General features: G+C 44.7%; 16 protein-coding genes. 12 read left to right on the top strand and 4 right to left on the bottom strand.

Annotation, left to right across the window (positions count from 1 at the left end):
* Positions 1–306 precede the first annotated feature (306 nt).
* The 8 genes from mnmG (at position 307) to deoC (ending at position 7,793) form a co-directional block, all read left to right on the top strand.
* A complete protein-coding gene (mnmG, locus tag BN3912_RS03880) occupies positions 307–2,178 on the top strand; it encodes a tRNA uridine-5-carboxymethylaminomethyl(34) synthesis enzyme MnmG (RefSeq protein WP_023984186.1) in 1,872 nt (623 codons plus the stop codon).
* 75 nt (positions 2,179–2,253) lie between these two features.
* Positions 2,254–2,784, top strand: coding sequence for an adenine phosphoribosyltransferase (locus tag BN3912_RS03875; RefSeq protein ID WP_023984185.1), 531 nt, complete (start codon positions 2,254–2,256; stop codon positions 2,782–2,784).
* Between the two features lie 200 nt (positions 2,785–2,984).
* Entirely contained in the window at positions 2,985–4,832 is a 1,848-nt protein-coding gene (gene uvrC, locus BN3912_RS03870; protein WP_036859377.1) for an excinuclease ABC subunit UvrC, read from the top strand.
* Positions 4,833–4,862: 30 nt separating this feature from the next.
* Positions 4,863–5,291, top strand: coding sequence for a hypothetical protein (locus BN3912_RS03865; RefSeq protein ID WP_023984183.1), 429 nt, complete (start codon positions 4,863–4,865; stop codon positions 5,289–5,291).
* A gap of 89 nt (positions 5,292–5,380) precedes the next feature.
* On the top strand, positions 5,381–5,779 hold the full coding sequence (locus tag BN3912_RS03860; RefSeq protein ID WP_036859374.1) for a hypothetical protein: 399 nt from the start codon (positions 5,381–5,383) through the stop codon (positions 5,777–5,779).
* A 105-nt stretch (positions 5,780–5,884) separates the two neighbouring features.
* Complete coding sequence (gene dtd, locus BN3912_RS03855; protein ID WP_004369162.1) at positions 5,885–6,337, top strand: D-aminoacyl-tRNA deacylase; 453 nt, start codon at positions 5,885–5,887, stop codon at positions 6,335–6,337.
* A gap of 169 nt (positions 6,338–6,506) precedes the next feature.
* A complete protein-coding gene (locus tag BN3912_RS03850; RefSeq protein WP_004369161.1) occupies positions 6,507–6,827 on the top strand; it encodes a nucleotide pyrophosphohydrolase in 321 nt (106 codons plus the stop codon).
* Between the two features lie 24 nt (positions 6,828–6,851).
* The gene (deoC, locus tag BN3912_RS03845) at positions 6,852–7,793 is read left to right on the top strand and encodes a deoxyribose-phosphate aldolase (RefSeq protein ID WP_023984181.1); all 942 of its coding nucleotides are present in this window, start codon (positions 6,852–6,854) and stop codon (positions 7,791–7,793) included.
* Between the two features lie 381 nt (positions 7,794–8,174).
* On the opposite strand, the gene BN3912_RS03840 is transcribed toward deoC, so the two are convergent.
* Positions 8,175–9,152: a polyprenyl synthetase family protein gene (locus BN3912_RS03840; protein WP_023984180.1), complete on the bottom strand. Its 978-nt coding sequence runs from the start codon at positions 9,150–9,152 to the stop codon at positions 8,175–8,177.
* 90 nt (positions 9,153–9,242) lie between these two features.
* Between BN3912_RS03840 and polA the strand changes: the two genes are divergently transcribed.
* The 4 genes from polA (at position 9,243) to lgt (ending at position 14,850) form a co-directional block, all read left to right on the top strand.
* Positions 9,243–12,005 (top strand): DNA polymerase I, encoded by a 2,763-nt coding sequence (polA, locus tag BN3912_RS03835; protein ID WP_023984179.1) that lies wholly within the window; start codon positions 9,243–9,245, stop codon positions 12,003–12,005.
* 382 nt (positions 12,006–12,387) lie between these two features.
* Positions 12,388–13,491, top strand: a complete 1,104-nt coding sequence (ychF, locus tag BN3912_RS03830) for a redox-regulated ATPase YchF (RefSeq protein ID WP_023984178.1) — start codon at positions 12,388–12,390, stop codon at positions 13,489–13,491.
* Between the two features lie 69 nt (positions 13,492–13,560).
* Positions 13,561–13,959, top strand: a complete 399-nt coding sequence (locus tag BN3912_RS03825) for a four helix bundle protein (RefSeq protein WP_023984177.1) — start codon at positions 13,561–13,563, stop codon at positions 13,957–13,959.
* A 39-nt stretch (positions 13,960–13,998) separates the two neighbouring features.
* Positions 13,999–14,850: a prolipoprotein diacylglyceryl transferase gene (lgt, locus tag BN3912_RS03820; protein WP_023984176.1), complete on the top strand. Its 852-nt coding sequence runs from the start codon at positions 13,999–14,001 to the stop codon at positions 14,848–14,850.
* A gap of 346 nt (positions 14,851–15,196) precedes the next feature.
* On the opposite strand, the gene BN3912_RS03815 is transcribed toward lgt, so the two are convergent.
* From BN3912_RS03815 to BN3912_RS03805, 3 genes are read right to left on the bottom strand one after another with little or no spacing between them, the layout of a single operon-like run.
* Positions 15,197–16,924 carry a phosphoethanolamine transferase family protein gene (locus BN3912_RS03815; protein ID WP_023984175.1) on the bottom strand — a complete coding sequence of 576 codons (1,728 nt, stop codon included), beginning with the start codon at positions 16,922–16,924 and terminating at the stop codon, positions 15,197–15,199.
* Positions 16,911–18,083 carry a BamA/TamA family outer membrane protein gene (locus BN3912_RS03810; protein WP_023984174.1) on the bottom strand — a complete coding sequence of 391 codons (1,173 nt, stop codon included), beginning with the start codon at positions 18,081–18,083 and terminating at the stop codon, positions 16,911–16,913. Before BN3912_RS03810 ends, BN3912_RS03815 begins: the two co-directional genes overlap by 14 nt.
* Positions 18,084–18,106: 23 nt before the next feature.
* Positions 18,107–19,057 (bottom strand): PCMD domain-containing protein, encoded by a 951-nt coding sequence (locus BN3912_RS03805; RefSeq protein WP_023984173.1) that lies wholly within the window; start codon positions 19,055–19,057, stop codon positions 18,107–18,109.
* Between the last annotated feature and the right edge of the window lie 5 nt (positions 19,058–19,062).

The raw sequence follows: 19,062 nt of genomic DNA, 5'->3' as shown, positions 1-19,062 counted from the left end.
CTTACACCCATCTCCCAATGGACGTATATATACTTTCTATCAACGATACAGCATAACAGAAAAAAGCCTATACCATTATTCTATAATAAATATATTTTACTGGAAGAATATCCAACACATGCCTTTTCATTATATCAGTGACGTTTTCATTGCAAGTAGAACAATTATATTTTATTGATAAACAACGATTTATAAGGATACTAACAAATGACAGAATATGTATATATTTTCATTTTGTTCATTCTTTTATTATGAACCAGCGTAAAAATTCGATTTAAATGCTTACTTTTGCCGAAAATAATAATGATGATATTTAAGTATGATGTGATTGTCGTAGGAGGAGGTCATGCAGGATGTGAAGCTGCAACTGCTTCGGCAAACATGGGAGCCGACACGTGTCTTGTTACCATGGACATGAATAAAATAGCACAAATGAGTTGTAATCCTGCCGTAGGCGGTATTGCAAAAGGGCAAATCGTACGCGAAATCGATGCCTTAGGAGGACAGATGGGACGCGTAACCGACGAAACAGCTATACAGTTTAGAATGCTTAATAAGGGCAAAGGTCCTGCCGTATGGTCACCGCGAGCTCAGTGTGACCGTGAGAAATTCATCTGGAAATGGAGGCAAATCCTTGATAATACCCCAAACCTATCTGTTTGGCAAGACCAAGCTAACGAACTTATTGTAAAAAACAACGAGGCTGTAGGCATCAAAACAATATGGGGAGTGGAACTTCGCGCCAAAAGTATTATTATTACTGCCGGTACTTTTCTAAATGGTTTGATGCACATAGGCAGACATCAAGTTGCAGGCGGACGATGCGCAGAGCCGGCTGTACCCAACCTTACAGAAAGTATAACTCAATGGGGTATCCGAGCAAAACGGATGAAAACCGGAACTCCTGTACGCATAGACAAGCGAAGTGTGCACTTTGAAGATATGGAAATACAACCCGGCGAGAATGATTTTCATCAATTCAGTTACATGGGTAATTATCGTGTATTGAGACAACTGCCTTGCTGGACATGCTACACTACCAAGAAATGCCATGATATTTTACGCCAAGGACTTGCAGATTCTCCCCTTTTCAACGGGCAAATTCAAAGTGTCGGACCGCGTTATTGTCCGTCTATAGAAACTAAACTTGTTACATTTCCTGACAAAGATCAGCACCCATTATTTCTCGAACCGGAGGGAGAAGATACCAACGAAATGTATCTAAATGGATTTTCTTCGAGCATGCCGATGGGTATTCAGTTAGAAGCTATCCATCAAATTCCCGCATTAAGGGATGCAAAGATTTATCGTCCGGGGTATGCAATAGAATATGATTATTTTGATCCTACGCAACTCAAACACTCGTTGGAATCGAAGATAATTGCAGGATTGTTCTTTGCAGGACAAGTAAATGGTACCACCGGATACGAAGAAGCAGGTGGACAAGGACTCGTGGCAGGCGTAAATGCTGCGCTGCATTGTACGAATGCAGAACCTTTCGTGATGAAACGAGACGAAAGTTATATCGGTGTACTTATCGACGATCTCACAACAAAAGGTGTAGACGAACCATATCGCATGTTTACTTCTAGAGCAGAATACCGCATACTGTTAAGACAAGATGATGCAGATGCTCGTCTAACAGAAAAATCTTATACGCTCGGGTTAGCAAAAAAAGACCGATATGATTGGTGGATTGAAAAGAAAGATGCAATAAAGCACATTTTAAATTATTGTAACAACACCTCCGTGAAAGCAAAAGATATAAACTCTGCACTCGAAGTCATTGGTACGACTCCACTCAGAATGGGCTGCAAAATTTCCGACCTTATCGGAAGACCACAGGTAGGATTAAAATATTTGGCAAATTTCATTCCCGAATTGAAAGAAATTATCAATACTCCAACGAACCGAAAAGAAGAAATCATCGAAGCATCCGAAATAAATATCAAATATAAAGGTTATATCGAACGCGAAAGAATGATAGCAGAAAAAATGCGACGACTGGAAGATATTAAGATAAAAGACCGCTTCAAATATAAGGAACTTCATGAGCTATCTACTGAAGCCCGACAAAAATTAGAACGAATAAACCCAGAAACATTGGCACAAGCAAGTCGTATACCGGGGATATCCCCAAGCGATATCAATGTTCTTTTAATTCTCTTAGGAAGATAAAGGATGTGAATTTAAAGGATAAATAGTTTCACGTGAAACAACAAAGTAATAAGATAAATTTATAAACAATTAGAAATGAATAACAAACTGTTACTCGACAATCTGCGTTGTATACCAGATTGGCCGATAAAGGGGGTAAATTTTAGAGATGTGACCACCCTATTTAAAAACGCTAAATGCCTAAAAACGATCTGCGAAGAGATGTATGATCTCTATAAAGACAAAGGTATTACCAAAATTGTAGGAATAGAAAGTCGAGGGTTTGTCATGTCTTCAGCAGTAGCAATCAAACTGAACGCCGGCATTGTTTTGTGTAGGAAGCCCGGGAAATTACCTTGTGAAACTGTACAAGAAAGCTATGCAAAAGAATATGGAATAGACACCATTGAAATACACAAGGATGCAATAGACAAAAATGACATAATTCTTTTACACGACGACTTACTTGCAACGGGAGGCACAATGAAGGCGGCATGCGACTTAGTTAAGAAATTTAAGCCTAAAAAGATATACTGTAATTTCATCATAGAGTTAACTAATGAAGGATTAAATGGCAGAGAATCTTTCGACAAAGATATCGAGATTACTTCCTTGATACAGATTTGACCTCCGCTTTTTGCACGATATTCACAAATCAAAATATGCACATAAGAACAATACTATAGACTTCTACCCATTCAACAAAGAGCATGCAACTTTTACAACTCGAACATATACAAAATAAACATATCCGTAACACTACACGCATTTTATGTTTCACGTGAAACAAAGATGCCCGCATAGCCTTTATACAAAGGACATATAAGATGACAAAAGAAGAAAACGAAAAGCGACTGACACACTTAAAAAGCATTGTTTTAAGTATGCCTGAAAAGCCCGGAAGCTATCAGTTCTACGACGAGAACCACCACATAATATATGTAGGCAAAGCAAAAAGGCTTAAAACTCGCGTATCTTCTTACTTTCATAAAGAGGTTGATCGTTTCAAAACCAAGGTCCTTGTTTCAAGAATATATGATATATCTTACACTGTTGTCAACACAGAAGAAGACGCACTTCTACTGGAAAACAGCCTTATCAAGAAATACAATCCCCGCTACAATGTACTTCTGAAAGACGGAAAGACCTATCCCAGCATCTGCATAACCAACGAATACCTGCCAAGGATATTCAAGACAAGAACGATAAACAAACGTTTCGGCACTTATTACGGGCCATATAGCAACCTTTCAAGCATGAACGCGGTGCTCAATCTCATCAACAAACTCTACAAACCTCGTACATGTAGGTTTCCTATTACACGTGAAGGGATTGCAAATCACAAGTATAAAGCGTGCTTAGAATATCATATCCATAACTGTAATGCGCCATGCATCGGCAAACAGAGCTACGAAGAATATCAAGAAAACATTAAACAAGCCCGCGAAATTCTTAAGGGAAACACTCGTGAGGTGAGCAATTATATCTTCAAATTAATGCAGGAGAAAGCTGCTGAATTAAAGTTCGAAGAGGCCGAGGCATTAAAACAAAGATACACACTAATTGAGAATTTCGTTGCTAAAAGCGAGGTCGTAAGCCATTCCATCAACGATGTAGACGTCTTCACCATCGTAGACGACGACCTGAAAAATAATGCCTACATCAACTATATTCATGTAAAGAACGGCACCATCAATCAGAGCTTCACCTTTGAATATAAGCGGAAACTGGATGAGAACAACAAAGAATTGCTGATAACTGCCATTCCTGAAATCAGAGAACGGTTCAAAAGCACCGCCAAAGAGATCATCGTACCTTTCGAAATGGAATGGAAAATCAAAGACGCCACTTTCTTCATTCCTCAACGGGGCGATAAAAAACATCTGTTAGAGCTATCTGAGATGAACGGCAAGCAATATAAATTCGACCGCTTGAAGCGATCTGAAAAGCTAAATCCCGAGCAAAAACAGACACGTTTAATGAAAGAATTACAGGAGAAACTCAACCTCCCGAAGCTGCCATACCAAATAGAATGCTTCGACAATTCCAACATATCGGGCACCGATGCCGTGGCCGGATGCATCGTATTCAAGGGGATGAAACCCTCTAAAAAGGATTACCGTAAATACAATATCAAAACTGTAGATGGACCAAACGACTATGCTTCCATGAAAGAAGTGGTAAGACGCAGATACAACAGGATGAAAGAAGAAGGTACACCCCTACCCGATCTTATCATCACAGATGGAGGGAAAGGGCAGATGGAAGTAGTTAGAGAGGTGGTAGAAGACGAATTAGGACTGCAAATCCCCATTGCCGGGCTGGCTAAAGACGACCACCATCGCACCAATGAACTGCTTTTTGGGTTCCCACCCCAAGTAATCGGCCTAAAAACAGACAGCGAATTATTCCATTCCCTTACGCGTATACAAGACGAAGTACATCGTTTTGCCATCACTTTCCATCGCGACAAGCGCTCCAAGCATGCCCTCCACAGCGAGTTAGACGATATAAAAGGAATCGGTACAAAGACGAAAGAAACGCTTATCAAGGCATTCAAGACTGCAAAGAAGGTAAAAGCAACTGATATACAAGGACTTACAAAAGAAATAGGTGCATTGAAAGCCAAAATTATCTATAACCATTTTCACCCCGAAAAATACATTAAAAAATAAACGTTCCCACCCGTCAAAAGCAATAAAAATATGAAACGATTTGCTCACATTCTACTACTTACTTTTCTGATGGCTACATGCTGTCAAGCAGAATGCCGTGCCTATCGCAATCAGCAGCCCGATACGGAAAAACAAACGCCAATCGTTACAAACGATAAAGTAAAGGAAAATACAAAATATAACCTGCGGGCAAATGGCACAGACGAGCAACAGACGCCTCAAAGCGTTCTTGATGATACCTCCGAAAGACTGCAAACAGAAACGCTGCGCCCACAACGTATCCTATCCAACCACGGTCCCAATCCTCAACGACCAAACGAAAAGCTGCCATTCGGCAATAAACATAACTCATTAACTATCAAAAGAAAAGCAGGTTATGGATATTTATTAATAACGCCCATCCCTGCAAATGCCTCAAGCGATTATTATGTTTTCGCCTTGCGGCATATCATTCGTTAGACATAATTCCCTTTTTGAAACACCCTTAAAACGGCATGCAAAACCTGCTTGCCCATCCAATTATTTACCTCAAAAAGATAATATAAATTATGGCTAACATAAAATCATTGAAGATGGCCGATGCCATTTCTTCCAACAAGAACATCGAAATCAAGAAATCATTGTGGCTCGGAACAAAAGTAACCTATACAAAAACCGGCAGTCCTGTAAAGATATCCATCCTTCATTTTACTGGAGAAGCCGGTGAAGAACTGGTAAGATTGCTTCATCTCCCCACCGCAGAAATGGCTGAAAAGATGAAAGGAAAAGCACCGTTCAGTCCACAGAGTCTTGGCAATATACGTATAGAGCTCTGCCATTCGCACGATAATCAGTTTGCAGCCGCTATGGCTTTCCGCTATGCCGACTTCAAATATATACCCGCAAGCGAGGCTAAAGTATGCGAAGGCACCAATGCCGAAACGCTCATAAAGCTCTTTAAAGTGTAATTCCCAATTGAGATAAAACTCACAAATCCCGCCGACACAGGTGTTGTCGGCGGGATTTTCGCGTTATAATTTGGTACATTTGTCAAAAAACAATATCTTTGTAAAATGAGAATTGTGATACAAAGAGTTAGCTGTGCGTCGGTAACGATCGGCGAAAACGTTAAATCTTCCATTGGCAGAGGTTATCTCATCCTCTTGGGTATCGGCGAAAACGACACGTCAAACGATATAGACTGGCTCGTTAAAAAGGTTATCGCCCTGCGTATCTTCGATGATGAACAGGGCGTAATGAACCGCTCTATCATCGATGTTGGCGGCGAAATCATCGTTGTAAGCCAGTTTACATTAATGGCAAGTTATAAAAAAGGCAACCGTCCATCGTGGTTACACGCCGCCAAACACGATATTTCAATTCCGCTATACGACGAATTTTGCCGTAAAATGTCGGTAGCATTGGGCAAACAGGTAGGCACAGGAACGTTCGGAGCCGATATGAAAGTGACGCTTACCAACGACGGACCGGTAACCATTTGCATGGATACGAAGCAGAAAGAGTGAGCAGGCATCTCTTCCATTCCCTCCCCAAAAGAGAGGAAAACAGTATGCCTTGCAGACTTAAAAGCCATATCTACAACGGCATTTGCCCCACATTCAACCGCCGACAGTATCACATATCGGACATTGCTACGGCATAAACCGTTTATAACACTAAATAATATTCCGCAATATGACGATAAAAGAGGCACAAGAAGCTGTAGACCAATGGATAAAGACCATAGGTGTACGCTATTTCAGCGAACTTACCAACATGACCATCCTTACCGAAGAAGTGGGCGAACTGGCCCGTGTAATGTCGCGAAAATACGGCGATCAAAGCTTCAAACAAGGCGAAAAAGACAATTTGGGCGAAGAGATGGCCGACATACTTTGGGTACTTATCTGCCTTGCCAACCAAACCGGCGTCGATCTTACCGCCGAACTGCAGAAGAGTTTCGACAAGAAAACCGCGCGAGATGCCCAACGTCACAAGAATAATCCAAAACTTTAAACTTTAAACTTAAAAGCAATTATTATGGCAATTACAAAAGACATCGATGCTCACGAGCACCACCATCACCACCACGCACCGCAAACAAACAAGTACGAAGAGGCGCTTGCCCTTTACAATACCAATATCAGCGATGCCGAAGTGCACGAAGCAGTAAAGAAAATCATCGCAGAGAAAGTACACGAAAACGATAACATCGAGACCAAGAAGTTCCTTCTTGGCAGTGTAGAACTCACTTCGCTCCATACAACAGACTCAAACGAGAGCATTCTGGCACTCGTAGAAAAGGTGAACAAGTTCGATACGGAGTACCCAAACCTACCGCATGTGGCCACTATTTGTACATATCCCGTATTTACGGAGCTCATCTCACAGAGCTTAGAGGTAGACGGTGTGGAGATAGTCAACGTGTGCGGCAACTTTCCATCGTCGCTCAGTCGCATGGAAGTGAAGGTTGCAGAGACATCATTAGCCGTAAACGACGGCGCTACAGAGATAGATATCGTGATGCCGGTGGGCAAATTCCTAAGCGAGGACTACGAGGGAGTGTGCGATGACATTGCAGAAATGAAGCAAGCATGCGGCGAATGTCCCATGAAGGTCATACTTGAAACGGGCGATCTCGGCAATTCAAGCAACATAAAGAAAGCCTCTATCCTCGCTATGTATGCCGGTGCCGACTACATAAAGACCTCTACAGGCAAGGAAAAAGTCAGTGCAACGCCCGAAGCCGCATACGTTATGTGCCAAGCCATCAAGGAGTATTACGACAAAACGGGCATACAGATTGGTTTAAAACCCGCAGGAGGCATCAATACAGTGATGGATGCACTCACCTACTACACCATTGTAAAAGAAGTGTTAGGCGAGAAATGGCTCACCAACAAGTGGTTCCGTCTCGGCACAAGCCGTCTCACGAACCTGCTGTTGAGCGAAATCGTTGGCAAAGAAGTAACGTTCTTTTAACCACATAAGAGAAAAATGAGGAAAGTGGAGCGGGGAGGTTTCGTCTTATAAAATAAGAAATCAGACAAAAGGGGCAACCTTCCCCCACCCTTTCACCAAAAGAATAATCGCGATATGAGCACATGTTCCCATAGAAATTTAGCTCATTCAAACGGGACCATCTCCCCATCTTTCATCCGAAAGAATTATATGTAACCATCCCTAATCGCCAATCCCTCTCCTCTAATCACTAATCTCACATCTTATAGATATACCATCTAAAGCCCTTACATTGCCTATCCGAGACGGTCAGACAGGCAATGTAAAAACATCATTTGCAACACATTCACAATAAATAGAGGCACTCTCTCTTTCCTTATTCATTCATCATTCATCCGTGCTTTAGCTCTTCCGTTCGATTACAAAGTCGAGATAAGCCTGAAGAGCTTGCTTAATCTCGCTGTTCAAAACCTTTTCTTCGATGAATTTCTGTGCCTCGGCATGGAATTTCCACATACACTTATCGGCATACTCTATACCTCCGTGCTGCTTCGTAAATGCCACCAAAGCGACTATCTCATCGGCAGTTATGCTACGTTCTTTTACCTTCTTGGCAAGTTCCATCATAGCTTTGTCGCCCGTAGAATTAAGCGCATAGATCACCGGAAGCGTCAACTTTCCCTCCGACATATCGTTTCCCGTAGGCTTACCTACCTCCTTTGAGTCGTAATAATCGAAGATGTCATCGCGTATCTGGAATATGATACCGAGGTTCTGACCGAATTTTTTGGCTGCTTCTACATCGCTTTCCGACGCATGGGCAGACTGTGCACCGATACCGGCACAAGCTTCGAAGAGCGCTGCGGTTTTCTGTTTAATCACTTCATAATACACTTTTTCGGAAATCTCTTGGTTCTGTATGTTCGACAGCTGTAATATCTCACCGTCGGAAAGCGTGCGACCGAGCTGCGCAAGATACCGCACAATGGTCTCAGAATGCGTATAAGACACGTAAAGAAGCGCCGTTGAAAGAATATAATCTCCCACCAATACGGCCACTTTATTATTATAAGTGGCATTGACAGAAGCCTGCCCGCGCCGCTCGCCGCTCTCATCTACCACATCGTCGTGTACCAAACTCGCCGTGTGGAGCAACTCTAAACCTACGGCAGCATTCTGCGATACCGATGTTATATCTCCAAAATTCTTCGCTAAAAGTAATATCAACATCGGTCGCATACGCTTTCCGGCACGCTTGCGTATATGTTCCAACGCCTGCGAAAGCAGTCCGCTGTCGTGACTGAGCGACTGATTGAATAATTTGGTAAAATCTTCTAACTCCGAATAAATAGGCTTTTTGATGAGGGATAAATAATCCATATCACGTTCAAATTTTGTTACAAAAATACGCATTTTATCGGTAAATGTGATAAATTTTTAGTAATTTTACGCGATAAACATATAATTATTATGGACAAACTGTTTCTTCTTGACGCCTATGCGCTTATATATCGCTCGTATTATGCCTTCATCCGTTCGCCCCGAATCAACTCTAAAGGGCTGAATACTTCGGCGATCATGGGGTTTGTAAATACACTCAACGAGGTGTTGACCAAGGAAAATCCTACGCATATTGGTGTGGCTTTCGACCTCGGAAAGACCTTTCGCCACGATGCTTTCCCCGAATATAAGGCGCAGAGAGAAGAAACACCCGAAGATATCAAGCTCTCTGTACCTATCATCAAAGATATCTTGAGGGCTTTCAACATACCCATTCTGCAGGTAGAAGGCTTCGAGGCCGACGATGTGATAGGCACCTTGGCCAAGAAAGCGGGCGCCACGGGGGTAGACACCTACATGCTCACGCCCGATAAAGACTACGGTCAGCTCATCGGGGAACACGTTTTTATGTACCGACCTCGGCATGGCGGCGGCTACGAAGTGTTGGGCGAAAAGGAGGTGGAGGCCAAGTATGGCATCACATCTCCGCTACAAGTCATCGATCTGTTGGCCCTTATGGGCGATTCGGCCGATAACTTTCCGGGCTGCCCCGGCGTGGGCGAGAAGACTGCAGCCAAACTTATCAACGAATATGGAAGCGTTGAAAAACTGTTAGCCCATACAGACAGCCTCAAAGGAAAAATGAAAGAGAAGGTGGAGGCTGCCGTTGAAGACATCAAAATGTCTAAGTTTTTGGCAACTATCCGTACCGATGTGCCCATCAACCTGAACTGGGAAGAATTGAAACACGTGGCACCCGACGAGCATAAATTGCGCGAACTCTTCGCCGAATTGGAATTTAAATCGCTCGCAGACAAAATATTTAATAAATCTGAAAATAACAAAAAAGAGCCTAACTCGCAGCTCGATCTCTTTCAAGAATTTATGCCCATCGGCCCTGAAGAGCCAAAATATTCGAATTATGAGACCGTTAAAACGGTGCAACATGAATATAAACTTATTGAAAACCAAACGGATATCATCGATATATGTGACTTTTTTAGGACAAAAAGTATTCTAAGTTTAGACACAGAAACCACATCTACCAATCCTATCGATGCCGAATTGGTGGGATTGAGCTTTGCCGTAGAAGAAAAAAAGGCATTTTATGTGCCCATTCCTTCTAATCGTCAAGAAGCACAAAAGATTGTTAATATATTCAAACCCATATACGAAAGCCCCGATATCCTTAAAGTGGGACAAAATTTGAAGTACGATCTCGAAGTGCTGCACAATTATGGTGTTACGCTTAAAGGCAAAATGTTCGACACCATGTTGGCACATTACGTTATCCAACCCGAACTGCATCATAACATGGATTATATGGCCGAAACGCTTCTCAATTATCGCACAATTCACATAGACGAACTGATAGGGCCTCGCGGAAAGAACCAGAAAAGCATACGCGAGCTCGATCCGAAAGAGGTATATGAGTATGCTGCCGAAGATGCCGACATCACTTTGCGACTCAAAAACGTGCTCGAAACGAAGTTAAAGGAAATGGAATGCGAAGATTTATTTTGGAACATCGAGATGCCTTTAATGCCTGTATTGGCCGAAATCGAAATGAACGGCGTAGTTATCGATACCGGCTCGCTGCGCGAAACATCGGCTATTCTCACGAAAAGGATGCAAGACTACGAGCACGAAATATACCAACTTGCCGGCGAAGAGTTTAACATTTCATCGCCAAAGCAGGTCGGCGACATTCTTTTCGGTAAGATGAAGATTGTTGAGAAGCCCAAGAAAACCAAGACAGGCCAATTTGTTACAAGCGAAGAAGTGCTGCAACAACTCGAAAACAAGTCGCCCATAGTGGCCAAAATCCTTGAATATAGGGGGCTTAAAAAGCTGCTCGGCACATATGTCGATGCCCTCCCGAAGCTCATTAACCCACGTACAGGCCACATACACACCTCGTTCAATCAGGCTATAACGGCCACCGGTCGCCTTTCTTCGTCCGATCCGAACCTTCAGAATATCCCTGTAAGGGGCGAAGACGGCAAAGAAATACGCAAATGCTTTATTCCCGAACCCGGCTGTTTGTTCTTCTCGGCCGACTATTCGCAGATAGAACTGCGCGTGATGGCACATCTCAGCAGCGACAAAAATATGATCGAAGCCTTCATGCACGGCTATGACATCCATGCAGCCACGGCAGCCAAAATCTATAAGAAGCCCATCGAAGAGGTGACACGCGATGAAAGAAACAAAGCAAAGCGTGCCAACTTCGGCATTATCTACGGCATCACGACCTACGGACTGGCACAGAGATTAGACATAGACAACCGTGAAGCCAAGGAATTAATAGAAGGATACTTCGAAACTTTCCCGCAAGTGTACGAATACATGGAAAGGGCTAAGGCCGATGCACGTGCCAAAGGATACGCCGAAACGCTCTTCCACCGCCGTCGTTACCTGCCCGATATCAACTCACACAATGCCACTGTGCGCGGTTATGCGGAGCGCAATGCCATCAATGCACCCATTCAAGGCAGTGCAGCCGATATTATCAAGGTGGCGATGATACGCATTTCCGACCGCTTCAAGCGTGAAAATATCCGCTCGAAGCTCATCCTTCAGGTGCACGACGAACTCAACTTCTCGGTCTATCCCGATGAAAAAGAAAAGGTAGAGCGCATCGTTCTCGAAGAAATGCAGAACGCCTATCCCCTACGGGTGCCTCTCGTCGCCGACGCAGGATGGGGCAGCAACTGGCTCGAAGCGCATTGATAAGAACAGCTTTTAGACCAAAATTAAAGGCAAGATAATTCTAACTATACTAGTAGATTATACTGCTATAACCCCTATCCTGCCATTTTCAAAAAATTATACCGGCAAGTTCTTTATGCAAATATGCATTTTTATTACCGATAGATTGGCTATTTATGCTCCTTAGATAATAGGCCTAAGGGGTATAAACACCGCATCTATCAACCTCATGCAGGGCATCAAACGATGCCATACGCAGCAAAAAGCAACCTGTTTGTTTTGATTTATCTCTTAAAAGCACTACCTTTGCAGCAGATAGGCGGCAGCTCGGCAATTTCAAACAAAGTTGATTACGACCGATTTGCACCATCTTTACAACAGATACAAAATTGTTTTTTAAGACATGTCATTAAAATGTGGTATCGTTGGACTGCCGAACGTGGGCAAGTCAACACTATTCAATTGCCTGTCGAGTGCCAAGGCACAGGCGGCAAACTTCCCTTTTTGCACGATAGAACCTAATATCGGTGTGATTACAGTGCCCGATGAACGGCTCAACAAGTTGGCCGAAATCGTACATCCCGGCCGTATCGTGCCTGCTACCTGCGAGATTGTAGACATCGCGGGCTTAGTAAAAGGAGCGTCGAAAGGCGAAGGTTTGGGAAACAAGTTCCTCGGAAATATCCGCGAAACCGATGCTATTATCCACGTACTTCGCTGTTTCGACGATGATAACATCGTGCGCGAGGGCGGTACAAGTGTCGATCCGATCGAAGATAAAGAGGTTATAGACACGGAACTTCAGCTGAAAGATCTCGAAACAATAGAGGCCCAACTGAGCAAACAGCAAAAGATAGCAGCGACGGGCAATAAGGATGCCAAAATCGCCGTAGCGGTATTGGAGGCCTACAAAGCAGCACTCGACAAGGGACAGAATGCACGTACCGTAACTTTCGAGAGCAAAGAGGAGCAGAAGGTGGCGCACGATCTGTTCTTATTGACTGCAAAACCCGTGCTTTATGTGTGCAATGTAGACGAGAACAGTGCCAAGAATGGCAACGAATACAACCGAAAGGTCGAGGCTATGGCTACCGAAGAAGGCGCCGAAGCACTTGTAATTGCAGCAAAGACCGAAGAGGATATCGCTTCTTTAGACAGCTATGAAGACAAGCAGATGTTCCTCGAAGAGCTCGGACTTGCCGAGAGTGGCGTAAACAGACTTATCAAAAAGGCCTATTCTTTGTTGAACTTGCAGACTTTCATTACCGCCGGAGAGATGGAAGTAAAGGCATGGACGTACCATAAAGGGTGGAAAGCGCCGCAATGCGCAGGCATTATACACACCGATTTCGAGAAAGGTTTCATCCGTGCAGAGGTCATCAAATACGAAGATTACCTGCAATATGGCAGCGAAAGCGCCGTGCGCGAGGCCGGTAAACTGGGCATCGAAGGCAAAGAATACGTAGTGCAAGACGGCGACATCATGCACTTCAGGTTCAATGTGTAGCAGCGTCGCACAGTTTACGGATTAGGGATTAAGGATTAAGGAATAGAGATTAACAGTCATATATTGGATATGGATGTCTTTTACTTTCGGAAATTAGAGGTATATCAAAATGCGAAAAACTTGTCAAGATACATCTGTAAACTGCTAAAGACATACCCTCTTGAAGAACGTTTCGCACTTTGTGACCAGCTTAGAAGAGCCGTAATGTCCGTTCCTATCAATATTGCAGAAGGTTTCGGACGCTTCTCTTCCAAAGAAAAAGCCCATTTCATTGAAATTGCTTACGGTTCTCTAACTGAAGTATTGTGCGAATTAGAATTATCTGTTGATGAGCAATATATATCACAAGAAGACTTTCAAAAGGCAGAAGACCAAATAACTGTCATCGCCAAACAGCTATCAGGCTTGCACGCATCCGTAATCCGTAATGGAAATTTCAATAATTCAACATCCCACAAAAGCATATAAACCCTAATCATTCACCCCTAATCACTCATCTGAAAATATATGGAATATATTTTATCCTTTATCCTTTGGAACCCCGACCTATATGCATTCAAGATCGGAGGGTTCGGTATTCGGTGGTATTCCCTGTGCTGGATCGTCGGAATAGTGCTTGCCTACTTCCTCGTGAAACACCTTTATAAAGAACAAAAAGTAAAAGACGAGTACTTCGATCCACTCTTCATCTACTGCTTTATCGGCATTCTGGCGGGCGCAAGACTGGGACATTGTCTGTTTTACGAACCCACCTATTTCCTCAGTTCGTGGGACCATATCGTAGAAATGATACTGCCCATCCGCCACATGGCCGACGGCTCGTGGAAATGGATAGGCTATGAAGGGCTGGCATCCCATGGAGGTACGCTCGGATTAATGATAGCTTTGTACCTTTATTACCGCAAAACGCACATGAATTTGTGGCATGTACTCGACGATATCGCCATTGCCACGCCCATCACAGCGTGCTTCATCCGGCTCGGAAACCTAATGAACAGCGAGATTATCGGCAAGGTTACCGATGTTCCGTGGGCGTTCATCTTCGAACGGGTAGACAAAGTACCGCGCCATCCCGGGCAACTTTACGAGGCTATAGCCTATGCCTTGTTCTTCCTGATAGGCTGGTATTTCTACCGAAAGCGGCCCGAAAAGGTCGGCACAGGCTTTTTCTTCGGACTCTGTCTTACGCTGATATTCTCTTTCCGCTTTATCATCGAGTACACTAAAGACGTGCAGGAAAGCTTCGAATCAGGCATGCTGATCAACATGGGGCAACTCCTCAGCATCCCTTTCATCGCCATCGGAATAGCCTGCATGATAGGCGGAAAGTGGATGAACCGCCTCGGCGCCAAAGGATAAGCATTCATATCACGTTCGCATATACGCACAAGGGCACACCTGAACAATAAACCTTGCAGGTGTGCCCTTACTGTATAAAAGCGAAAAAGCATAGAAATAAAAACGCTACTCCTTTTACTCATTCCATTCATGTTACGCGCCTGTCACGGTCCGGACCTACTGTAAAGGACGATAAATATACCCTCTAACCGCGACAGACGATACGCCTATGACCGACAGGCAGCATATCTAAAGCCGATAAACGGCAGGTACAAGCCTCATACTTTTCCGCTACAGGCCGATAACACGCCACACGAAGAAGTATCCGCAGCACTATTATCATCGCCTTACACGGCAAATAACAAGCTCAACGCCCACGAAAAGGAATACCGGCACGGCGGAAATAGAGCACATCTTCTGCGCTGTTCGCCATACGTTCGAGCGGTATAGCCTCGTTATGATCGTTCAGATACACATAAGGACGAGGCATGTAAGCCGTATCGCCCACCGAGTTACGACTATTGAAATAAGGCGTGCGGATGCCAGCAAGGTCTATCAACGTATGGAAAACAGATAAATTCGTAGCCACGGGTTTGCCCTCGTTAGACCGCAGAATGCCCGACCGCGCGGGCTGAACGGCCATATAGCGGGGCGAGAGCCATACCATAAAAGGCACATGCAGCTCGAAAGCGGAAGGTATGGGCGAGGCATGAAGAAAGAGCCTTCGGCGATCGTCGAAGATATTCTCACCGTGATCAGACGTATAAAGCAATGCCGACATGGCTCGGGTGCCCTTTACACGGCGCACGACTTCGCCCAAGAACCAATCCGTATACCGTATAGTATTATCATAGGCATTGAGCAACGACGGGCGATTGGATGCTTCTGCTTCGCTTGCATCGTCGGGACGGAAGTGCGACATCGCCTCCGGATAACGTTTAAGATATTCGAAATGCGATCCGTAAGTATGGAGCACAATGAGTTGTTTGTGCCGTTTTTTCGCCAAAACCTTATCTATCAACGGCAACAGGTCGCCATCGTAAAACTCTTTGGCCTCCGCTGCAGTCTGCCTGCTACGCCCGTTTGGCGTCTCTTTAATGAACTTCCATTCGTCTGCTTCCTCACCAAAAAAGTCGATAAACGAATGGTTCGGCAGCTGATTAGAGAAGAAAACGGTGTGGAAACCGGCCTCTTTAAAGGCCGTAATGAGTCCTTTTTGCTTATATATATTATCGTAATCGACCGCCGATACTGCCGATATCAGCATCGGAACGCTCTTGTGTGTGGTATTCGATTGCGTAAGAACCTTGCTGAAAACAAACAGTCCTTTCGTGGCAGACAGTCGGGGGGTGGTATTTCGCCGGTACCCGTAGAGCCGGAAGTCGGCAGCCCGAGCGGTCTCTCCTATTACCAATACATACACTTCACGCTCGCTACGTTCGTGCGTGGGATGCGCCTTAAAAGTGAAATTGCGCGAGGTTTCCGCATAATGAGCCGTGGCATAAGTCCGCTCAATCGCCAATTTCACGTTATAGAACACGTTGATAGGATACAAATCATTCCTTACTATGAAACCTCTGTTTACCGAGAAGAACAGACAGGCCGCACCGACAGCAAGCCCGAACACGGAAGCAAAGCGCGCTCTGCGCATAAACCGGCGGTCGAGTTCGAGCCCTTTCCATGCCGAAACAGAGGCCAGTACGAGCAGCGGAACATAAACGAGAATAACGAACACGATACTCGGCAACAGGTTATCCAACAGCTCCATCGCCTCTCCTGCATTGGTAGTAAGAAGGTTTAAGAACATATCGACCGCGATAACCGAATGCCCATAAAGGTATAGCAACACGATCTGAAAGGCCGAAAAGAAGATCAATGGGAACAAAACCCACACTGTACGCCCCGTATTGCGCATGGCCGTAAGTGCCAAAGCATACGCCGATACGGGCAATATCACGTTCGTTAGCCGACTTATCAAGGGCACCTGCTCGGTAAAAGACAGGCAGATATTAGGAAAACTCAATACGAAAAGCGCCAGCCAAAACACGGTCTGCGGCGCATAGCTCTTGCTGATGATATGTTTAAAATGCCTCATTGATGTTGAATAAGAAACCGGATTGCCCGCTTTTTCCCAGCCCGTAATCCAGTCGGATGTTCATGTTTTTCTTGAATTCCCATCGGTATCCCAACCCAAAGTTGGGCAACATGTGGCGCCAACGCATAGCTTTAAACTCGGGAAACACAGTTCCTGTGCCTATCCATGCTACAATCCCGTTGCGGTGCCAAATGTGCTGACGCAGTTCGGCTTGTATCTCTAACTTGTTTTTGTCGCGGTATCGTCCGTTATAATAGCCCCGCATAGAGTGCGAACTGCCCAGCATCGCCATATCCGTCCACCCTATATGTCCGGATTGCAAGGTGCCTAAAGCCTGCAAAGCAAGTGTGCAATCGCTCCATAAAGGCTGGTAAGTAGAGGCTTTGAAGTCGGTTGTCCAGAATTTACGCCCCCCGTCCGACGTTCGTACACGCAGCATTTGGCTCAAATAGATGTAGCACCCGTGCTTCGGAGATGTCATTATATCGCGGGTATCGAGCACGAATACCAGCCCCGTACCGACATTTGTCGCCCGTACAGCCTCGTTATTAAGCAGTTCGGGACGCTCTATTTTCCGCGCATTTACAAAACGAAACGCCAATGCAGGACCTGCATATAAGCTGTTGGACAGATGAAAAAGGAATTTACCTGTGGCATCTACCTGAAATCGGTTCATGGTACTCTCGTTACGCCCGTTATTTCCATTATCGTAACCGATGCCCCAGAATTTGCTTGGGAACGAGTAAAACGAGGCATCGTACTCCATTCTGTAACGCCTGTGCGGGAAGATATGAACGCCTCCGACGCCTATCATATAGAAACCGGTAGTAGATATATCGCCGTAAAGCGATACGTTCGAGGGCGGCAGAAGCGAATCGCGGGCATCGCTGTAATATAGTCCGGCAGCAATCAAGCCTATCCCTAATTTGGTATCAGTATCGTAATGAGGCCCTCCGATGACGCTGAAATCGAACTTCCCGTGGTCTTTTCCTTTGTTAGACTGCCCGAAGTAATCCAACAGACGCTTTATTATTCCCTGCTTTTTGTCCGTTTTAACGGTATCGGTCTTCGTGCTGTCTGCCTTAAAGCCTGCTTCTGTCTGCGCTAGCAATGCGAGAGAAGAGAATAAAAGGAAAAAAATAAATAGATTTTTCCTCATAACAAAAGTATGCAACTATATGGTTAAAACACCAAACGCACGTTGTCTATCCAAAACGTGTTGCCCGGCGAACCGATGAAGGCACCACCGTTACTCGACGAAAACTGCAATACCAAGTGCGTCGGAGTATCATCCTCGGAAGCCCAGCCCGTCTCTTTAACCTGCACACTTTTACCTTTGCTGTTCCTTGCATAGTCGGTCGACCGCAGTCCCATCAGCTGTGCATCGTACTCGGGGTGATTGTGTATGTCGCCATACATAATGCGATAAGTGGCGTTCTCCACCCAGTCTTTGGTGCTGTGAGCATACTCTATCACCATCGTACCTACGCGCTTTGCCGTAATATTCCCCTTGGCGTCTTCGGTACGTTTCTGCAATAGCAGCACCGTAACGGCACAGTCTTTGCCAGAAACAGTAGATACTTTACTGAAACCCGTCTGCTTTATGCGGTTCGGACTACCCGATAACGACACACGGTAGTCGTATCTTAAAGCCTTCGGACGCTTGTTGTACGGTATTCCCCAGTTCAAACTCTTCTCCCCGTCCTTAGTTCCGGTGATGGGTTCCTGTATATCTCCGAGGAATATAGAGCCTGCCGCCAAGACACTGATATTCATTAAACCCAACACTTTCACATGCTCTACGTGCGTCATCAGCTTGGCACAATAGCCGTTGCCATGCGTATCACGGTAGACAGATTGATTTGTTTTGACCACACCCATTACCTTTGCCATCACATTAGAAGTGGCCCAAGGCGATTTCCCCATATTCTTATAAGGGATATTCCCGTCTATCGTCCGGCTCGGACCTATTTCATACAGCGTCTTGGCATTACCTCCGATGATGCCAGACTCCTTGATATTCCGCACTACCCAGTGGTCCATATTGCCATAAAGAACAGGCTCTATTTTCTCTTGTGCTGCCGTTTTCAAAGAAAACACAGCACTTATGATTACCATAACAAAATACTTCATCCTCG

The organism is Prevotella phocaeensis (assembly GCF_900065875.1).
Taxonomy (GTDB): Bacteria; Bacteroidota; Bacteroidia; order Bacteroidales; family Bacteroidaceae; genus Prevotella; species Prevotella phocaeensis.
Note: the sequence above shows the minus strand (reverse complement) of the source record. Positions and strands in the feature narration are given on the sequence as shown.